15 protein-coding genes and 1 pseudogene are annotated in these 15,626 nt (G+C 70.4%); 8 read left to right on the forward strand and 8 right to left on the reverse strand.

Going from position 1 to position 15,626, the window contains the following annotated elements; genetic code table 11:
• The first annotated feature begins 48 nt into the window (after nucleotides 1–48).
• The 8 genes and pseudogenes from K8556_RS21450 (at nucleotide 49) to K8556_RS21485 (ending at nucleotide 6,115) form a co-directional block, all read left to right on the forward strand.
• Complete coding sequence (locus K8556_RS21450) at nucleotides 49–621, forward strand: RedB protein (RefSeq protein ID WP_223741940.1); 573 nt, start codon at nucleotides 49–51, stop codon at nucleotides 619–621.
• Nucleotides 621–2,120, forward strand: a complete 1,500-nt coding sequence (locus K8556_RS21455; RefSeq protein WP_223741941.1) for a methyl-accepting chemotaxis protein — start codon at nucleotides 621–623, stop codon at nucleotides 2,118–2,120. The genes K8556_RS21450 and K8556_RS21455 overlap by 1 nt, the downstream gene beginning before the upstream one ends.
• 42 nt (nucleotides 2,121–2,162) lie before the next feature.
• Entirely contained in the window at nucleotides 2,163–3,374 is a 1,212-nt protein-coding gene (locus tag K8556_RS21460; protein ID WP_223741942.1) for a proprotein convertase P-domain-containing protein, read from the forward strand.
• A 154-nt stretch (nucleotides 3,375–3,528) separates the two neighbouring features.
• The gene (locus K8556_RS21465) at nucleotides 3,529–4,125 is read left to right on the forward strand and encodes a hypothetical protein (protein ID WP_223741943.1); all 597 of its coding nucleotides are present in this window, start codon (nucleotides 3,529–3,531) and stop codon (nucleotides 4,123–4,125) included.
• Complete coding sequence (locus K8556_RS21470) at nucleotides 4,122–4,700, forward strand: fimbrial protein (RefSeq protein ID WP_223741944.1); 579 nt, start codon at nucleotides 4,122–4,124, stop codon at nucleotides 4,698–4,700. Before K8556_RS21465 ends, K8556_RS21470 begins: the two co-directional genes overlap by 4 nt.
• Nucleotides 4,701–4,729: 29 nt before the next feature.
• Nucleotides 4,730–5,164, forward strand: a pseudogene (locus K8556_RS21475) (SRPBCC domain-containing protein); the annotation flags it as partial.
• Complete coding sequence (locus K8556_RS21480; protein ID WP_223741945.1) at nucleotides 5,164–5,493, forward strand: helix-turn-helix transcriptional regulator; 330 nt, start codon at nucleotides 5,164–5,166, stop codon at nucleotides 5,491–5,493. The pseudogene K8556_RS21475 and the gene K8556_RS21480, both read left to right, overlap by 1 nt.
• A gap of 106 nt (nucleotides 5,494–5,599) precedes the next feature.
• Nucleotides 5,600–6,115, forward strand: coding sequence for an OmpA family protein (locus K8556_RS21485; protein WP_223741946.1), 516 nt, complete (start codon nucleotides 5,600–5,602; stop codon nucleotides 6,113–6,115).
• Nucleotides 6,116–6,165: 50 nt separating this feature from the next.
• Here K8556_RS21485 and K8556_RS21490 read toward each other — a convergent pair whose 3' ends face one another.
• The 8 genes from K8556_RS21490 to K8556_RS21520 form a co-directional block, all read right to left on the reverse strand.
• A complete protein-coding gene (locus K8556_RS21490; RefSeq protein ID WP_223741947.1) occupies nucleotides 6,166–7,191 on the reverse strand; it encodes a methyltransferase in 1,026 nt (341 codons plus the stop codon).
• A gap of 17 nt (nucleotides 7,192–7,208) precedes the next feature.
• Nucleotides 7,209–8,036 (reverse strand): crotonase/enoyl-CoA hydratase family protein, encoded by an 828-nt coding sequence (locus K8556_RS21495; protein ID WP_223741948.1) that lies wholly within the window; start codon nucleotides 8,034–8,036, stop codon nucleotides 7,209–7,211.
• A 48-nt stretch (nucleotides 8,037–8,084) separates the two neighbouring features.
• Nucleotides 8,085–9,032, reverse strand: a complete 948-nt coding sequence (locus K8556_RS21500; protein WP_223741949.1) for a hypothetical protein — start codon at nucleotides 9,030–9,032, stop codon at nucleotides 8,085–8,087.
• 24 nt (nucleotides 9,033–9,056) lie between these two features.
• Complete coding sequence (locus tag K8556_RS21505) at nucleotides 9,057–10,367, reverse strand: DUF1444 family protein (protein ID WP_223741950.1); 1,311 nt, start codon at nucleotides 10,365–10,367, stop codon at nucleotides 9,057–9,059.
• A gap of 44 nt (nucleotides 10,368–10,411) precedes the next feature.
• Nucleotides 10,412–12,577: an MYXO-CTERM sorting domain-containing protein gene (locus K8556_RS21510; protein ID WP_223741951.1), complete on the reverse strand. Its 2,166-nt coding sequence runs from the start codon at nucleotides 12,575–12,577 to the stop codon at nucleotides 10,412–10,414.
• A 25-nt stretch (nucleotides 12,578–12,602) separates the two neighbouring features.
• Nucleotides 12,603–12,734 carry a hypothetical protein gene (locus tag K8556_RS39180; protein ID WP_255652001.1) on the reverse strand — a complete coding sequence of 44 codons (132 nt, stop codon included), beginning with the start codon at nucleotides 12,732–12,734 and terminating at the stop codon, nucleotides 12,603–12,605.
• 59 nt (nucleotides 12,735–12,793) lie between these two features.
• Nucleotides 12,794–14,431 carry an LVIVD repeat-containing protein gene (locus tag K8556_RS21515; RefSeq protein ID WP_223741952.1) on the reverse strand — a complete coding sequence of 546 codons (1,638 nt, stop codon included), beginning with the start codon at nucleotides 14,429–14,431 and terminating at the stop codon, nucleotides 12,794–12,796.
• Nucleotides 14,432–14,784: 353 nt separating this feature from the next.
• Nucleotides 14,785–15,576 (reverse strand): endonuclease/exonuclease/phosphatase family protein, encoded by a 792-nt coding sequence (locus K8556_RS21520; RefSeq protein WP_223741953.1) that lies wholly within the window; start codon nucleotides 15,574–15,576, stop codon nucleotides 14,785–14,787.
• Nucleotides 15,577–15,626 lie beyond the last annotated feature (50 nt).

Genomic DNA, 15,626 nt, shown 5'->3' on the forward strand with positions numbered 1-15,626 from the left:
GCGGGTCTGAAACACGGCGCGCTCCGGCGCCGGGCGCTGCCGTGGTTGGTGGGCGGCTGGCTCGTGGCGAGCGTGCTGGGGCTGGGGCTCGTGTGGTCTCACGCGAACGCGGCGGGGCTCTCGGCCACGCCCCCTGTCCGGCTGCCGGAGCGGTTCGCGCGGGCGCCGGGCACGTGGACGCTGCTCGTCTTCCTCCACCCCCAGTGCCCGTGCTCCCGCGCGACGCTGGCGGAGCTGGCGAAGCTCCTGGACCGGCACGGCGCGCGGCTCTCCACGCGCGTGTTCGTCTGGGCGCCGCGTGAGGCCCCGCCGGGCTTCGAGCGCTCGGAGCTGTGGACGCGCGCCGGGGCCCTGCCTGGGGTGGAGGTGGTGGCGGACGTGGACGGGCAGGCGGCGCGCGAGCTGGGCGCGCGCACCTCGGGACAACTGGTCCTCTTCTCGCCGGACGGCGTGGAGCGCTTCAGCGGGGGCATCACCCCCGCGCGAGGCCACGAAGGCGACAGCGAGGGGGGCAGGGCCCTCCGGGCGCTCCTGGATTCGCAGGTCTCCAGCGCCGCCCCCGCGCCTGTTTTTGGCTGTGCCCTGGAGACACCCCCCGCCTCCGCCGGTGATGACACGTGATGAGAATCCAGTTGTCCGAAGCCGCCGTGTCCGAGCGCGCGAACCAGTTGTTCGCCGCGCAGTGTCTGTCATTGGGCCGGCGGACCGACCGGACCTTCGTGGTCCTGATGGTGTTGCAGTGGCTGGGCGGCGTCGCCGCGGCGGTGTACCTGTCGCCCCGGGCCTGGGAGGGCCTGGAGAGCACGGTCCACTCCCACGTGCTGGCCGCGGTGGGGCTGGGCCTGGTGCTGGGGAGCCTGCCGGTGGTGCTCGCGCTCACGCGGCCCGGCCGTGAGTCCACGCGGCACGTCATCGCGGTGGGGCAGGCGCTGATGTCCGGGCTGCTCATCCACCTGATGGGCGGCCGCATCGAGACGCACTTCCACATCTTCGGCTCGCTGGCGCTGATAGCCATCTACCGGGACTGGAAGGTGCTGCTCACCTTCAGCGGCGTGGTGGCGGCGGACCACTTCCTGCGCGGCATGCTCTGGCCGGAGTCCATCTTCGGCATGCACGCCCGCGAGTCCTGGCGGTGGATGGAGCACACCGCGTGGGTGGTGTTCGAGGACATCTTCCTCATCGCCTCCTGCGTGCAGGGCCAGCGCGACCTGAAGGAGGCCGCGCGGCGCGAGGCGCAGTTGGAGCTGTCGCGGAGCGCGGTGGAGGAGCAGGTCGTCCGTCCGCTGATGGGCTCCGCGGACGCGCTGCGCGACTCCGTGCGGACGCTGACGGAGTCCACCCGCGAGCAGCGCCAGGAGCTGACGCGGCAGGCCCGCGCGCTGGAGGAGACGCGGGTGACGGCGGAGGAGATCCGCCAGACCTCGCTCGTGGCCTCGGCGCAGGCCGAGCGGGTGCTGGAGGCCACGCGGGAGGCCGGGGACGTGGGCGCGGCGGTGGAGGAGGCCATCGGCCGGAGCGTGGAGGGGCTGGCGGACCTGCGCGCGCAGACGGCGGACCTCTCCGAGCGCGTCCAGGGGCTCGCCACGTACACCGAGCGCATCGCCGGCATCACCCGGACGGTGCAGGACCTGGCGGACCAGTCCAACGTGCTCGCCATCAACGCGGCCATCGAGGCGGCGAGGGCCGGGGAGGTGGGCCGGGGCTTCGCGGTGGTGGCGCGGGAGATGCGGGGCCTGGCGTCCCAGTCCGTGACGGCCACGCAGCAGGTGCGCGCGGTGCTGGAGGACACGCGCTCCCGAATCCAGGGGGTGGTGGATCTCACCCACCAGGGCGGCGAGCGCATGGGCCGGGGCATCGAGACCATCCGCGCCTCCGGCGAACGGCTGGGCATGCTGTCCGGGCTGGTGAAGGGCAACGCGGACTCCGTCCGCCAGATCTCGGCGTCGGTGAGCCAGCAGTCGGCGGGCGTGTCGCAGATCTTCAACGCCGTGTCGGACCTGAACGCGGTGATGCAGGCCTCGGTGGCCCGCGTGGAGGCCACCCACGCGGCGGCGGACCGCCTCCAGCAGGTCACCGACCAGGTCCACGGCGTCATCGCGCTGTATCAAGAGAGGACCTGAACGGTCACCGACACGCGGCCCGTCTTGGAGTACATGGACGCCATGAACTCCAGACTCCGTCGTTTTCTGTCGTTTTCCTCGGTTCCCCTCCTCCTGAGCTGCGGCGCCGCCGCGGTGTCGGACACCCCGGCCGAAGCGCTGGCGGTGCAGGCGCAGGAGCTGGCCACGGGCACGCCCGCGGGCATCGGGGTGGTGCTGTTCCTCAACGAGTACTCGCTGAGCTTCAACGTCCTGGACACGCAGGTGCCGCTCAACTCGCAGGCGGCGCAGAGCATCATCAACTACCGCTTCGGGCCGGACGGCATCCCGCACACGGCGGACGACAAGCGCTTCGTCTCCATCGAGCAGGTGGACGCGCTGCCCTACGTGGGGCCCGCGGCGCTGACGGCGCTGGAGACGTACGCCCGGGGCACGGGCCGGGTGGAGCTGCCGGTGGACGGCTGGGTGGGCACGTTCCAGGGCGTGTCCTTCAACGTGGCGGAGGCCCGCCGCGTGCTGGCGGTGGTGAACACGCAGCCGCTGGCGGCGCTGCAGTCCACGTACAACGTCCCCGCGGCGGCGGCGAACGCCATGGTGGCGGCGCGGCCGTTCTACGACATCCTCAAGCTGGGCCGGCTGCCGTCCGTGGACGCGACGGCGCTGCAGAACCTCAAGACGGCCACCCAGCAGGGCGAGGAGGGCGACCCGTGCACGGGCGCCGGGACGTGCGGGCCGAACCTCCACTGCGAGGGCAAGCCGTATGACGGCTCCAGCGCCTACGGCCGCTGTGTGACGACGGTGAGCATCCCGGGCGACGGCGCGTCGTGCTCGCGCTTCGTGCCGTGTGAGGAGGGGCTGGCGTGCCACGGCCTGGACTCGGGCGCGACGGAGGGCTGGTGCCGGCCGGCGTGGATGTCCGGCGAGTTCACGGCGTACGCGGACCTGACGCTGCAGGGGAACACGACGCCGCAGACGGCGACGCAGCCGGTGGTGGGTCTGGCGACGGTGCCGGAGGACATCACGGTGGAGCTGGACCTGGCGCACAACAACCCGTCCAAGCTGGTGCTGACGCTGGAGGATCCGGGCGGTGAGACGGCGCTCCTGTGGGACGGCCCCAACGAGGGCACGCCGCCCAAGCGCATCCCGGTGACGCGCGGCATCCCGCGTGACGGCTCCGTCAACGGCCTGTGGAAGCTGCACATCGTCAACCCGTCGGGCGTGGGCAACGGCACGCTGCGCGAGTGGAAGCTGAAGCTCACCAGCCGCTGGGACTGACGCGCGTCCTTCGAGCCCCTCGAAGGATGCGTTGACGCCCGCGAGCCCCGTGCTCGCGGGCGTTCTATCGGGGAATCCAGGCGACGCGACGGACGAGACCGGCCGCGACGTCATCGAACGGGGGGCTCCACCTTCGCGGGCGAGGAGTGAAGACATGCATCCAGTGACAGGGAACATGGGGCCTCCGCTCGTCGCGGGCGTCGTCTGGTATGCCATTGGACGCTTCTACGAGGCGCTCGATGGCACGGTGCAGGACGTGGGCTACTTCGCGCACCTGGGAGGCGTGGAGGGGCCGCTCTTCAACGGGCCGCCGGGGGAGGCCACGGCCTTCTTCACCTTCCGCGCCGAGCCCTTCACGCCCCAGCACCTGACCAACGGCGACCTCACCGTGGCGTTGGATCCGGTGGGCCGCTTCACGCTGTATTTCAACCCGGAGCCCCGCGGAGACTTCTCCGCGCCGGAGAGCTTCGCGGTGGGCCAGCCCATCGCGACGCTCCAGCGCCTCTCCACGGTGGTCGGGACGGCGGTGGGGCCGCTCTCCAGCAACCTCTTCTCCGCGGTGCTGTGCTCCAGCGAGGACTTCGTCTTCCGTGGCCGGACGTGGAACCTGGGGCGCTTCCTGCCTCGCGGCATCACCCAACTGGGGACCGGAAGCACCGCCGCGCTCCAGCCGACGCCCGAGGGCTACCGGAGCGTCACGGCCTTCGTCGGCTCGGCGATGGCGCTGGGCGGCGAAGTGCGCGCGCCATGAGCTCCCGCCGGAAGGGATTCTTCATCGTCCTCGGCGTGCTGGCCTGTTCGTGCCTGGGCGTGGTGGCCGTCAACACGGTCCGCCACTTCGTGCGCTTCGGTCAGCGCGCCCGCGCGGCCGAGTGCAGGTCGAACCTGCGGGCCTGGTACAGGCTCCAGCGCCGCCACTTCCAGGACACGAAGACCTACGAGCCCGTCTTCGCGAAGGTGGGCTTCGCGCCCGAGCGGGGCAACCGCTACGCGTACTTCGCGGGCCGGGGACCGATGGAGGTCCGCGACCGGGAGCGGAGCGAAGCTCCAGAGGGAGCGGTGGCCATCGGCGCGGACACCTTCCAGTTCACCTACCTGCGCCCCTTCGACGTGGAGGCGCTTCCTCCGTCATTGAAGGCCCGGCTCGGCGTCTCCGGCACGTGCCCCGCCTGCGCCATCACCCTGGCGTGCGTGGGGAACACGGACGAGGACGCGACGCTGGATGTCTGGGTCCTCTCCACCGGAGCGCTGGACCTCCAGGACGTGGACGGAGAGGCCGCCGGGCCCGGTGTCCCCGTGCAGCTCGTGGACGACACGAGGGACTGACGCCCCGGGGGTCGTAGCGGAAGGGCGGCCGGTATCAGCTCAAGGGGAACGCGGGGGGGACCATCACCCGCTGCGACAAGCCCTCGGCGTTCGACCTGACCTGGGAGATGAACGGCGGCATGAGCTGGGTGACGGTCCGCCTGTCGCCGGAAGGGAAGGGCACGCGGCTGACGCTCGAGCACATCGTGCACTCGGCGGACGTGGAGCAGTTCTGGAGCCAGTTCGGTCCTGGCGCCACGGGCGTGGGCTGGGACCTGGGCTTCCTGGGGCTGGGCCAGTACCTGGAGACGGGCAGGGACGTGGCCGCGGAGGCCGCTGCGTCCTGGGTCGCCTCGGATGAAGCGAAGGCCTTCATGCGCGCCAGCGCCCAGGCCTGGGCCGACGCCCACGTGGCGGGCGGAGAGGCGCCGGACGTGGCTCGCGGGATGGCCGAGCGCACGGCCGCGTTCTATACAGGGGGCTGATGCACGCCTTCGACGTCCTCGGCGATCCGGTCCGCCGCCGCATCCTGGAGCTGTTCGCGGAAGGCGAGCACGCTTCGGGCGAGGTCGTGGACGTCATCCAACGTGAGTTCGGCATCACGCAGTCCGCCGTCTCGCAGCACCTGAAGGTCCTGCGGGACAACGGCTTCGCGACGGTGCGGGTGGATGGCGCGCGGCGCCTCTACGCCGTGGACGCCGCGCCGCTGGCGGAGGTGGACGCCTGGTTGGAGCGCTTCCGGGCGTTCTGGACGCCGAAGCTGGACGCCCTGGCTACAGAAGTCGCGCGGGGGAAGAAAAAGCGGGGCGAGTAGGGCAGGCGACCTCCGCGGCCCACGCCGTGTCACTGGACGCGGCGAGCCGCCCTCGGCAGCTTCTCGCTCCGGCTCCCTTCCCCCTGGAGCCCAAGGAGTCTCACGGATGAAGCTCAAGGCGCTCTGCATCGCCGTATCGCTGCTGGCCGTCCCGGGCGTGGCCTCCGCGCAAAGCCCCTTCGATTCAATCAAGAAGGCCGCGGGTGACGCCGGCAAGTCCACCGTGGAGAAGCGCGTCAACACGAAGCTCACGGAGGAGGGCCGCAAGAACCAGTGCAGCTTCAAGACGGGCACCGCCGAGCTGGCCCCCGGCTGTGACGCGAAGCTCAAGAAGCTCACCAACGCGCTCGTGGACGCGAAGAAGCAGCTCGTCGCCGCGGGGGTCAAGAGCTACAAGTTCGAGGTCTCCGGCCACACCGACTCGACGGGCGACGCCGCGAAGAACAAGGCGCTCAGCGAGCAGCGCGCGGAGGCCATCGTCAAGGAGCTGATCGCGCGAGGCATCCCCCGCAACGAAATCACCGCCGTGGGCTATGGCTCCGAGCGCATGCTGGTGAAGCCGGACAACACCGAGGCGAAGAAGGCGCAGAACCGCCGCTACGAGCTCCAGGTCCGGCTGTAATCCCTCGCGGGCCGTGACGGAGGGCGGCGCCGGTGGCGCCGCCCCGTCACTCAGGCCTTCACCGCCTCGATGATGCTCGTCCCGCTCTGGGTGGGGATGAGGCGGTGGACCTTCCAGGCGGTCGCGCCGAGCAGCGCCTGGAACTCGTTGTAGGTGCGCTCGCGCCCGTTGGCGACCACCAGCATGTTGAGGTCCATCAGGTGGGTGATGTCGGGCGTCCGGTTGTCCGGGATGACCATCTCCACCACGAAGAGCCGCGCCCCGGCGGGGGCCGCCTCGTGGAGCCGGCGCAGGAGGGTGGTGCAGGCGTCATCCTCCCAGTCGTGGAGGATGTGCTTGAGCAGGTAGGCGTCGGCGGCGGGGATGCCGGGCTCGAAGAAGTTCCCGGTCACCACCTCCACCCGGCTGGCGAGGCCCCGGGACGCCAGGACGGGCTTCGCGCTCTCGGCGACCTGGGGCAACTCGAAGAGGATGCCCCGGCAGGAGGGATGGGCGCGCAGCACCTGCGCGAGCAGGTCGCCGTGGCTGCCCCCGATGTCCGCCACGCGGGCGAAGGCGGAGAAGTCGACGTGCCGGGCCACCTGGCTGGACACCATCTCGGACCAGTCCCCCATGGACCGGGCGAAGTGCTCCGCCTCGTCGGGGTTCTTGGCGAAGTGCTCCCAGATGTCGGAGCCCAGCGCGGCCTGGATGGGAGCGCTCCCGGTGCGGATCGCCTCGGTGAGGTGTCCCCAGGGCAGCCAGTGGGAAGGGCTGCTCTGGATGATGGCCAGCTCCCGCAGGGAGCCAGGGGTGTTCGAGCAAAGGCCCTCGCCCATGGGGGTCAGGGCGAAGGTCCGCTCGGCGAAGGCCACGAAGATGCCCGTGGCGAGGCCGGCGCGCATCAGCCGGAACAACGCCTCTGGGTGGACGCTCAGCTCGCTCGCGAGCGAATCACTGTCACGGGCCCCATCCGCGAGCAGGTCCGCGATTCCCAGACGGGCCACGGTGCCAATGACCTGGGTGCGCCAGTAGCTGGTGATGGCCAGGTGGAGCTGCTGCGTAGGGGAAGGACTCTCGCCATGCGCGTTTTCCATGGCGCGAGTCTACCGCCTCAGCGGCCCTGGAATTTGGGCGGGCGGCGCTCAGCGAAAGCGGAAAAGGCCTCCGTCAGGTCCAGCGACTGGAGGAACGCCGAGTTCCACACCGCCACGTAGCGCAGCCCGTCCGCGATGGACTTGTCCGCGCAGTACTCCATCACCTGCTTGGCGCCCTGGACCACGAGCGGCGGGTTGTCCGCGATGCGCCTCGCCGTCGCCCTCGCCTCCGTGAGCAGGGCCTCGGGGGAGGGGAAGACCTCGTTGACCAGACCCATGCGCAGCGCGCGCGCCGCGTCCACGTCCCCGCCGGTGTAGGCCAGCTCTCGCGTGTTCCCCTCGCCGATGATGCGTGGCAACCGTTGGAGCGCGCCCAGGTCCGCGACGATGCCGACCTTCACCTCGCGCAGGGAGAACTTCGCCTCCTGCGAGCAGTACCGGAAGTCACACGCGGCGATGAGGTCCATCCCTCCGCCAATGCACCAGCCATGCACCGCGGCGATGACGGGCTTCCTGCACCGGGCCATCCCTTCCGTGGCCTGCTGCATCTCCCCAATCAGCTTGAGCAGCCGGCTGCGCTCCAGCGCCAGGTTGCTCTCGCCGGTCAGCAGCGGCCCCAGGGACTCCATCATCCCCATCAGGTCCAGGCCGTAGGTGAAGTTCTGGCCCTCACCGCGCACCAGCAGCACGCGCACGTCGTCGTCGGCGTCCAGCGCGCGGAGCGCCTCGGGCATCTCCCGCCAGAAGTCGGGGCCCATGGCGTTGCCCTTGCCCGGGCCGGTGAGCACCAGCTCGGCGATGCCGTCGGCCTTCTCGATGCGCAATGACTTGTAGGTGCTGTCCATCCAGTCCCTCCCAGGAACGTGAGCGGATGGCACTTGAGCAGATGCCGCTCAGGCGGGCCAGAACCGGTGGCACTCCGCGCTCCATTCGGCACGGCGGGCGCGGTCGAATGTCCAGGTCTTGTAGCGGTAGTCGTGACGGCTGCGCTTCTGGAAGTAGAAGGACCAGCGCCCCGACTCCCGCACCCCGAACACGGTGCCGAACTGGATCAGCTCGTCCTGGTCCACCTTCCAGAACGACCGGAAGGCATGGGTGCCCACGTGGTACCAGGAGGCGCCGCTCACGCCGCGTTCATATTCGAGCTGCGCGGTGCCCGCCGCGCTCAGCATGCCGGGCATGTAGTCATGCATCGACGCGGAGGCGGACGACTGCTGGCTGCCGCCCATGACCTTCCGGGCGGCGTTGAAGCGGGCCTCCATGACCTGGACCTTCGCCTGGTACCTCGCCGCGTCGTTGGGCGCGTTCGCTCCCGCCGAGTTCGCGTTCAGGTGGTACACCGTCGGCGAGGCCGGATCTCCAGTGACGAAGATGGAGCACCCCTGGAGGGCGGCGGTGACGAAGTAGTTCGCGTGCGAGCCCAGCCGCACGCAGTGGGTGCTGTCGAAGCCCCAGTGCAGGTAATAGAGGTCGAAGGACTGCGCCACCACCGGGCCCCCCACCTCCAGCGACAGCAGGTTGTGGTCCCCGTTGAAGAGGATGCCGGTGCCCGGTTCGGTGATGGGGTTCGTGTTCTCCGACAGGTCAACGGCCTCGTGCAGCGCTCCGCTGAGCACACAGCCCTGCGTGTCGTAGACCGTGGCCTCCAGCCCGTGCGGGTCCAGGTTTCGCGCGTGCATCAGCCGCTTCAACCCGACCAGGGACCGTTGCTGGGACGGCGGTGGCGCCACCCTGAGGGCCGGGAAGACGGCCTGCTTCGAGGCCTTCTTCACCAGGTCCTGCGGCTTGTAGAGGGGAACGAGCGCCAGGGGCCATCTCCGGGTTGGGGGCCGCGTGAGCATACCGCCCGCGGGGCAGCCCTGGCGTCAGGGCACGTCCATGGCCGTCGGGTCGGCCTTCCAGCGCTGGAGCTGCTCCTTGGAGGGAAAGCCCGTCACGCGGTAGCGCTCCGGGTACACGCCCAGCTCGGGCATCAGCAGCGTCCCCGCGTCGCGCACCACCAGGTCCCACCGGACCGAGGCCACCGGGGGCGCGTCCGGGCCCAGCGCCGCGTCCACGAAGAGGATGACGTCCGCTCGCGGGAGCAGCGACTCGCCTTCATTGGACCAGACGGTCTGACCGAAGTAGCGCCCCCGGGCGTCCTTCTGCGGGAGCAGGCTGGCGACGAAGACGTCGCCTGGCTCCTCTTGCTTCCGGAGCCGCTCGGTCTGCTCCTGGTAGCCGCGCACCCGGCTGGCGAACGCGAGGTTCTCCAGGATGCTCCGCGACGGGCTCTCCCGGCTGGGGAGGAAGGGCTTCCATCCGTCGGCGGTGAGGCGCAGCGCGTGCCCGTCCACGGGGCGTGGCGCCTGGACGCCCTCCAGCGCGGCTTCCGCCAGCGTGAGCAGGCCCGTGGCGTCGTCGGCGCCCGTGATCAGCACCGTGTCCCGGTTGGGGACGACCACCACCGGATCTCCCTTCACCTCGCAGCCGCGCACCACGTCGTCCAGCAGCAGCCGTGAGGCACCGTAGCTGTCGTTCGTGAAGAGCGCGCAGGCGCCCAGGGTCAGGTTCCTGAGCGGCGCGGCCTCCATGCGCCGCAGGTTGGCCATCGCGTCCGCGCGGGCCTGCTCATAGGTGATGCCCCAGCGCGCCAGCTCCTCCGTGGGGACGTAGCGCATGGCGTCCGGGGTGTCCTGGACGAGCGCCTCCGCCAGCACCTCGCCCACCGGCCGCCAGGACACCGGCGCGGATCCACCGGCCTGCTGGGAGAACGCCTCGAAGGTGTCGCGGGAGCGCACCACGAGCATCAGTTGGGAGCGCGCCTGCGCGTACGTGGCAGGGGCCTCCGGGAGGACGCCCGTCCGTCCCAGTCGCGCGAGCGCCTCGCCGCGCCGCTCGGGCGGGGCGTCCTGGTACTCGCGGTAGAAGTTCGCGAGGTTGAGGGTCATCCCCAGGCCGCCGTCCGGGGCGAAGCGCTGGATGAGGAACTGCTCCGGGTCGTACTTCCATTCGCCCGTGGGGTCCGCGGCGCGGAGGGCCCCCAGCGCCAACTGGGCGTAATCCTCCCGGTCGCTCGCCTCCAGGGACAGCGGTTCATGGACCTTGGGTGTTCCGTTGGCGAAGACCAACGCGGCGACGAGCACCAGGGCCGACACACCGAAGCCCGCCACCTTCCACTGCGTGTTGCGTGACATGGGCCCGGCAGCAGACACCTGCCGGGCCACGTTGTGCAACATTCCTACGCCGCCCGAGCGCGGCGGCGGCGCAGCAGCAGGGCCAGGGGCAGCAAGCCCCAGAGCGGCGAGCCCGCGGACGAACATCCGCAGCCGGAGTCCTCGGGCGCCTCCGGGGTGTCCGTACCCGCGTCGACGGTCGGACCCGCATCGACCGTCGCGCCCGCATCCGGCCGCGTGCCGCCGTCCATGCCTGCATCCACACCGCCGTCCGTGCCCGCGTCGCTGCCACCATCCGTGACGCCACCCCCACCGTCGGTGCCTGCATCCACGCCGCTGTCCAGGCCCGCGTCACCGCTGCCGGCGTCCGGCTTGTCTTCTTCCGGCGTGATGCTCAGCACCCGCCCGTGCACGCGGTTCATGTAGAGGCCGGGGCCCGAATCGAAGCGCTGGTAGACGATGACCGCCTTGTGGGGCGCGAGCAGGGCCATGCCCGCCGGGTTCGCGTTGTCCTCCGCGCGCCAGACGTCCAGCGGCGCGGGCGTCAACACCGTCCCGTCCAGCGACACGCGCGCCAGCTTGGGACCCATGAATGCATCCGACCCCTGCTGCCAGAGGAGGGTGAAGCCAGAGCCGTCGAACATCGGCTGCGCGTAGCGCTTCATCGAACCGTTGGGGACAACGACCTTTCCGTCCGGGTCCTTCAGCGTGCCGTCGCTCGCCACGCGCGCGGCGCGGAGCTCCGGCCAGCCCCCTCCCTTGCGGTAGTCCGACCAGGTGACCAGGAAGTCGCCATGCGCGGCGACGTTCGGCTCGTACTGGTAGGACGCCGCGGCGGAGATGATCCGCGGTGTCGCATCCACCAGTTGCCCGGTGGGGCTGACCCGGGCGGCATGGATGTCGTAATCGCCGTTGTAGTTCGTCCACACGACCAGGAAGTGCGTGCCATTGAAGGCCACCTTCGGCTGGCTTTGTGTCTGGGAACTGGAGGCAGGCCTGGGAAGCGGGATGGGGCTGGACACCGAGCCGTCCTCGCGAACCATCACCCCGGTGATGCGGCTGCCCGCCGCCTCCCAGACGACGAAGAAGGAGTCTCCCGCGCTGGCGATGGAGGCGGGGCCGGAAACGGTGGACGTGGCGAGCGTGAGGGGCTGCGCGTCGATGAGCGTTCCGTCCGGCCGCACCCGCTGGGCCTTGATGTCATGGCTGGAGCTCCCCTCACCCCAGGCCACCAGGTAGATACCGTCGCCGTCGCCCACCGCCGGTCTGACCACGTAGGTCGAGGAGGAGAGGACCCGGACGTTGCCCGTGGGCTGGCCGTCGGCGTTCAGCGGCTGGATCCGGATGCTGGCGGTCCTCGCGGCCTCCTCGCCCACCTGGTCCCGCCACGCCATGAGCCCGGTGCCTCCCGATGAGGCCACGCTCGGGATGTCCTGGACGTTGGCGCCCCAGGCGAGGAAGCGGCCCTCTCCATCCACCGGGGTGCCGTTCGTCTCGAAGCGCCCGGACTTGAGGCCGTACGCGCCGACGTACTCGGCCCACACCGCGCGCAGCCGCGTGCCGTCGAAGATAAGGTCAGACAGCGTCTTCTGCCCCGAGTGGGTGAAGAGGGGCACCCGCGCGGTGTCCTTCACCACGCCGTCCTTGCCGAAGCGCACTCCATAGAAGCGCTCGTCGTAGGAGCCGGTCGCGGCGCGCCAGACGACCCACGTCTGCGTCCCGTCGAAGGCGAGGGCCGGGCCCTGCTTGTAGTCGCTGCTGGGCGGCGTGATGCGCACGCCGGTGCCGTCCAGCGGTTCACCCGCGACGCTCACCCGTCCCCCGTAGAAGTCGCCGTAGGAGGAGTTCCGGCCGTCGCCCCACAGCACCTGGTAGTTCGTCCCATCGAAGAGGGCCCGGGGATACGTCTGGTAGCTCGAGGCGAGGACGCTCACCGGGAGGCCCGCGGCGTCCAGCACTTCGCCGGAGAGCGCGACACGCGTGGCGTAGATGTCCCACTCGAGGGTCTCGCCCACCTGGTGGCGGCCATCCTGCCAGGCCACGAGGAAGCCATCGGGCCCGCCCGCGAGGGTGGGGCTGCTCTGATTGCCTGCCCTTGAGACGACCACCCGCGGAGTGGCGTCCAGCACGGTGCCGTCGTCGCGGATGCGGGCCGCGAGGATGTCGTGGTCGTAGACGCTGCGGGTGCCGCGCTGCCACACCACCAGGCTCACCCCTCCGGAGGAGGCCACCTGCGGTTCGTCCTCCCACTCACCGTCAATGGCGGGGATGGGGGCGGACGCTGGTCAGCAGCCGCCCGTACCGGGGCGGCTCCAGCGAGAACTCGTTGGACAGCTCCGTTGCTCCCACCACTGACGCCCACAGCCCCATCACCAGCACGGCGCGCATCGACACCTTCCCCCTGAAGAGGCCGGCATCCTCCCCAATTCGAATCCCCTCGCGCCAGCTCAGGGCTCGTTGAAGATGAGCAGGCCCCGGGAGGTGTCCACGACGTACACGTGGCCGTCTCCGGGAACGCGGATGCCAATGGCGCCTTCGAGCAGGTCATCACCCCGGTTCAGGTCGGACTCACGGAAGGTGTTGAACCAGGCGATTTCGCGCGGCCGAGGGGGGACGGAGACATCCAGCACGCGCAGCCCCTCCTGGTAGTAGGCGATGTAGAGCCGCTGGTCCTTGAGGATCATGTTGTGGATGGAGGTCTGCGGCCGCAGCTTGTAGCGCCCCATGAGCTGGATGTTCGTGGGGTCCGTGACGTCCAGCACGCGCAGGTGGGCGCCCTGGTACTCGCCTCCCTCGAACGCGACGGTCTTCCCCGCGAAGGTGCCCACCGCGCTCGCGTGGCTCGTCGAATAGCTGTTGTCGGTCTCGAAGGTGTAGTGGCCCAGCTCCCGTGGGCTCATCGGGTCCTTCACGTCGTAGACGACGTAGCCCGCGCTGAAGTGGTTGACGTAGAGCCGGTCCTGATAGGCGAAGGAGTCATGCGCCGAGGGAAACGCGGACTCCGTGTCGGCGGCGGTGAAGCGATTGAGCAGGACGGGCTGAAGCGGCGTGGAGATGTCGAAGACAAGCGTCTCTCCGGTGGGGGCGGGACCCGGGGACACGGCATACAGCCGGTTGCCCTCCACGAACATCGTGTGGACATCGATGGGGCCTCGACCGGGCACGCTGCGCACGAAGACCGGGGCCGAGGGGTCGCTGATATCGAAGACGATGACGCCCGAGCTCTTGCTGGCGATGTAGAGCGCGTCGTCCTTGGCCCAGGCCGCGTTCCAGTACGAGTCTTCCGTGAGGGTGATCCGCTTCGTGATGACGGGATGGCTCGGGTCGCGGACGTCAACGACCGCGAGCCCTCCCGGGGCCTGGGTGAGCGGGTCGTCGATAGAGACGACGTAGGCGTGGCCCCGGTGGACATACACATCCACCGGGCGCACCGTCTGGACATGGGTCTCGGAGAGGAGCCGCAGCCCTCCCGAGGATTCGGACTCGCCCCGCGCCCAGGTCATCCGCGCGGCTTCGAAGGTGCCCGAGGTGGCGACCTTGCCATCGGTGCAGCGGGCGAAGCACCCCGTCACCAGCCCGGGCCCGGTGACGCCGCAGCCCGCGAAGACCAGGTTCCGGACGGTGTCCCGGAAGGTGTACCGCGCGGAGAAGCGGAAGCCTCCCTGGAGCTGCTGCCGCGCGACCGGAGCGCTCCGCATCGTCGGGAGGTAGTTCATGGTCGCGGTGCCGCCATCCGCGGGGATCCGGATGCCGGCGAAGTCCGCGAGACCCGACGCGTGGCGCATGTCCACCTGGTAGATGCCATGCGGCTCCAGGGCGGCGAGCGAGGCGGTGTCACACTTCGACAGGTCGAAGAGGGATGGGTCGTCGCAGTCGGCGACGGTCCCCGGAGGCGGTGTGAAAGCGCAGGGCGCGTACTCGCCCCGGTCGACCCAGTCCGATGGGTCGACCCGGGGTGTATAGGTCCCGTCCCAGGGGTCTTCTGGAGGAGGCGGGGGCGGAGGTTTGGATGTGTCCGAGCAAGAGGAGGACAGCAGGGCACAACCGAGGATGACTGCACGAAGGGCAGGGGACTCGAGGGCCATGCCAGGGAGTGTATAGCGTTGCGCCGGGTGAGAGGGATTCACACCCTGTCTTCCTGGTTCAAATGCTCAGGCCTTTCGCACTGTCTTCGCTGCCTCGGCGACCTGGGGCGAAGTGCTCCCAGATGTCGGAGCCCCGTGCGGCCCGCACGGGGGCCCTTCCGGTGAGGCCGCCTCGCATCCGCCGGAACAAGGCGCCTGGGTGGACGCCAGGCTCCGCCGCCAGCGAATCACTGTCGCGGGGGCCTCCCACGAGCAGGTCCGCGATCCCCAGCCGGGCCCTCGAAGGATGTCTGCATTTGACCAGGAGTGTGGCTGGTGGAGGACCTCGCCGACCGTCCATCCGTCGTGGCACCTCAGCGCCGCAGCCGTACCGAGATGGGCAGGTGGTCGGAGGGCTCCTGCTCCGAGGGCAGGGGCGTGCGCTCGTCCAGCGCTGGCAAGGGGTCGGGCGAGGCTCGCAGCGCGGCCGGGTGGAAGAGGAAGTCGATGGTCTTGGGCAGGCCGTTCGCGTTGCAGGTCGGCTGATGCCGCCCCGCGTAGGCATCCCGCAGCCCGGCCGCTTCGAACGCCTGGACCAACGGCTCTCCGGGTTGGGCGTTGAAGTCGCCGCACACGATCCACAGGGCCTCTGGATCCTTCCGGACGAGCTCGTCGATCAGCTCGGTGGCCTGCCGCATGCCCTGGTGTTGCTCCACCGGCCGGTCGGGCCGGTCCCAGCGCAGGTGCGTGCACGCCACGCGCAGCCGCGCTCCGCCGACGTCGAAGTCCACGACCAGCGCCAGGTGCCCGGAGATGCGTCCGTCCTCCAGCCGGTCCTGGAAATGGTGGGCCCGGTGCCCCGGACCCTGGCCCAGGCGGTGGAACACGGCGCAGCCATCCGGGCGGCCTTGCCCCTTCTGGGCCATCACCCCCGTGTAGCCGTGCGGCTTCAGCCCTTCCTGGAGCGCGGCGAAGCTGTCGGGTTCCACCTCCTGGAGGCAGACGATGTCCGCGTCCAGGTCCCCGATGCGGCGGACCCACAGTGCGTGGCGGCTTCGCGGCCGGAGCAGGTCCGCGGGCGTGTGCGGGAACCACTCGGGCTTGACGTAGGCATCCGCCAGGATGTTGTAGGAGGCGATTCGCAGGTCCACCGTCATGCCGTCCATGCTGTCACGCGCGGCGGACGCTCGCGCGCGGACGTGAATCTTGCGAGGCT

The organism is Corallococcus sp. AS-1-12, from assembly GCF_020036995.1.
Lineage (GTDB): Bacteria > Myxococcota > Myxococcia > Myxococcales > Myxococcaceae > Corallococcus.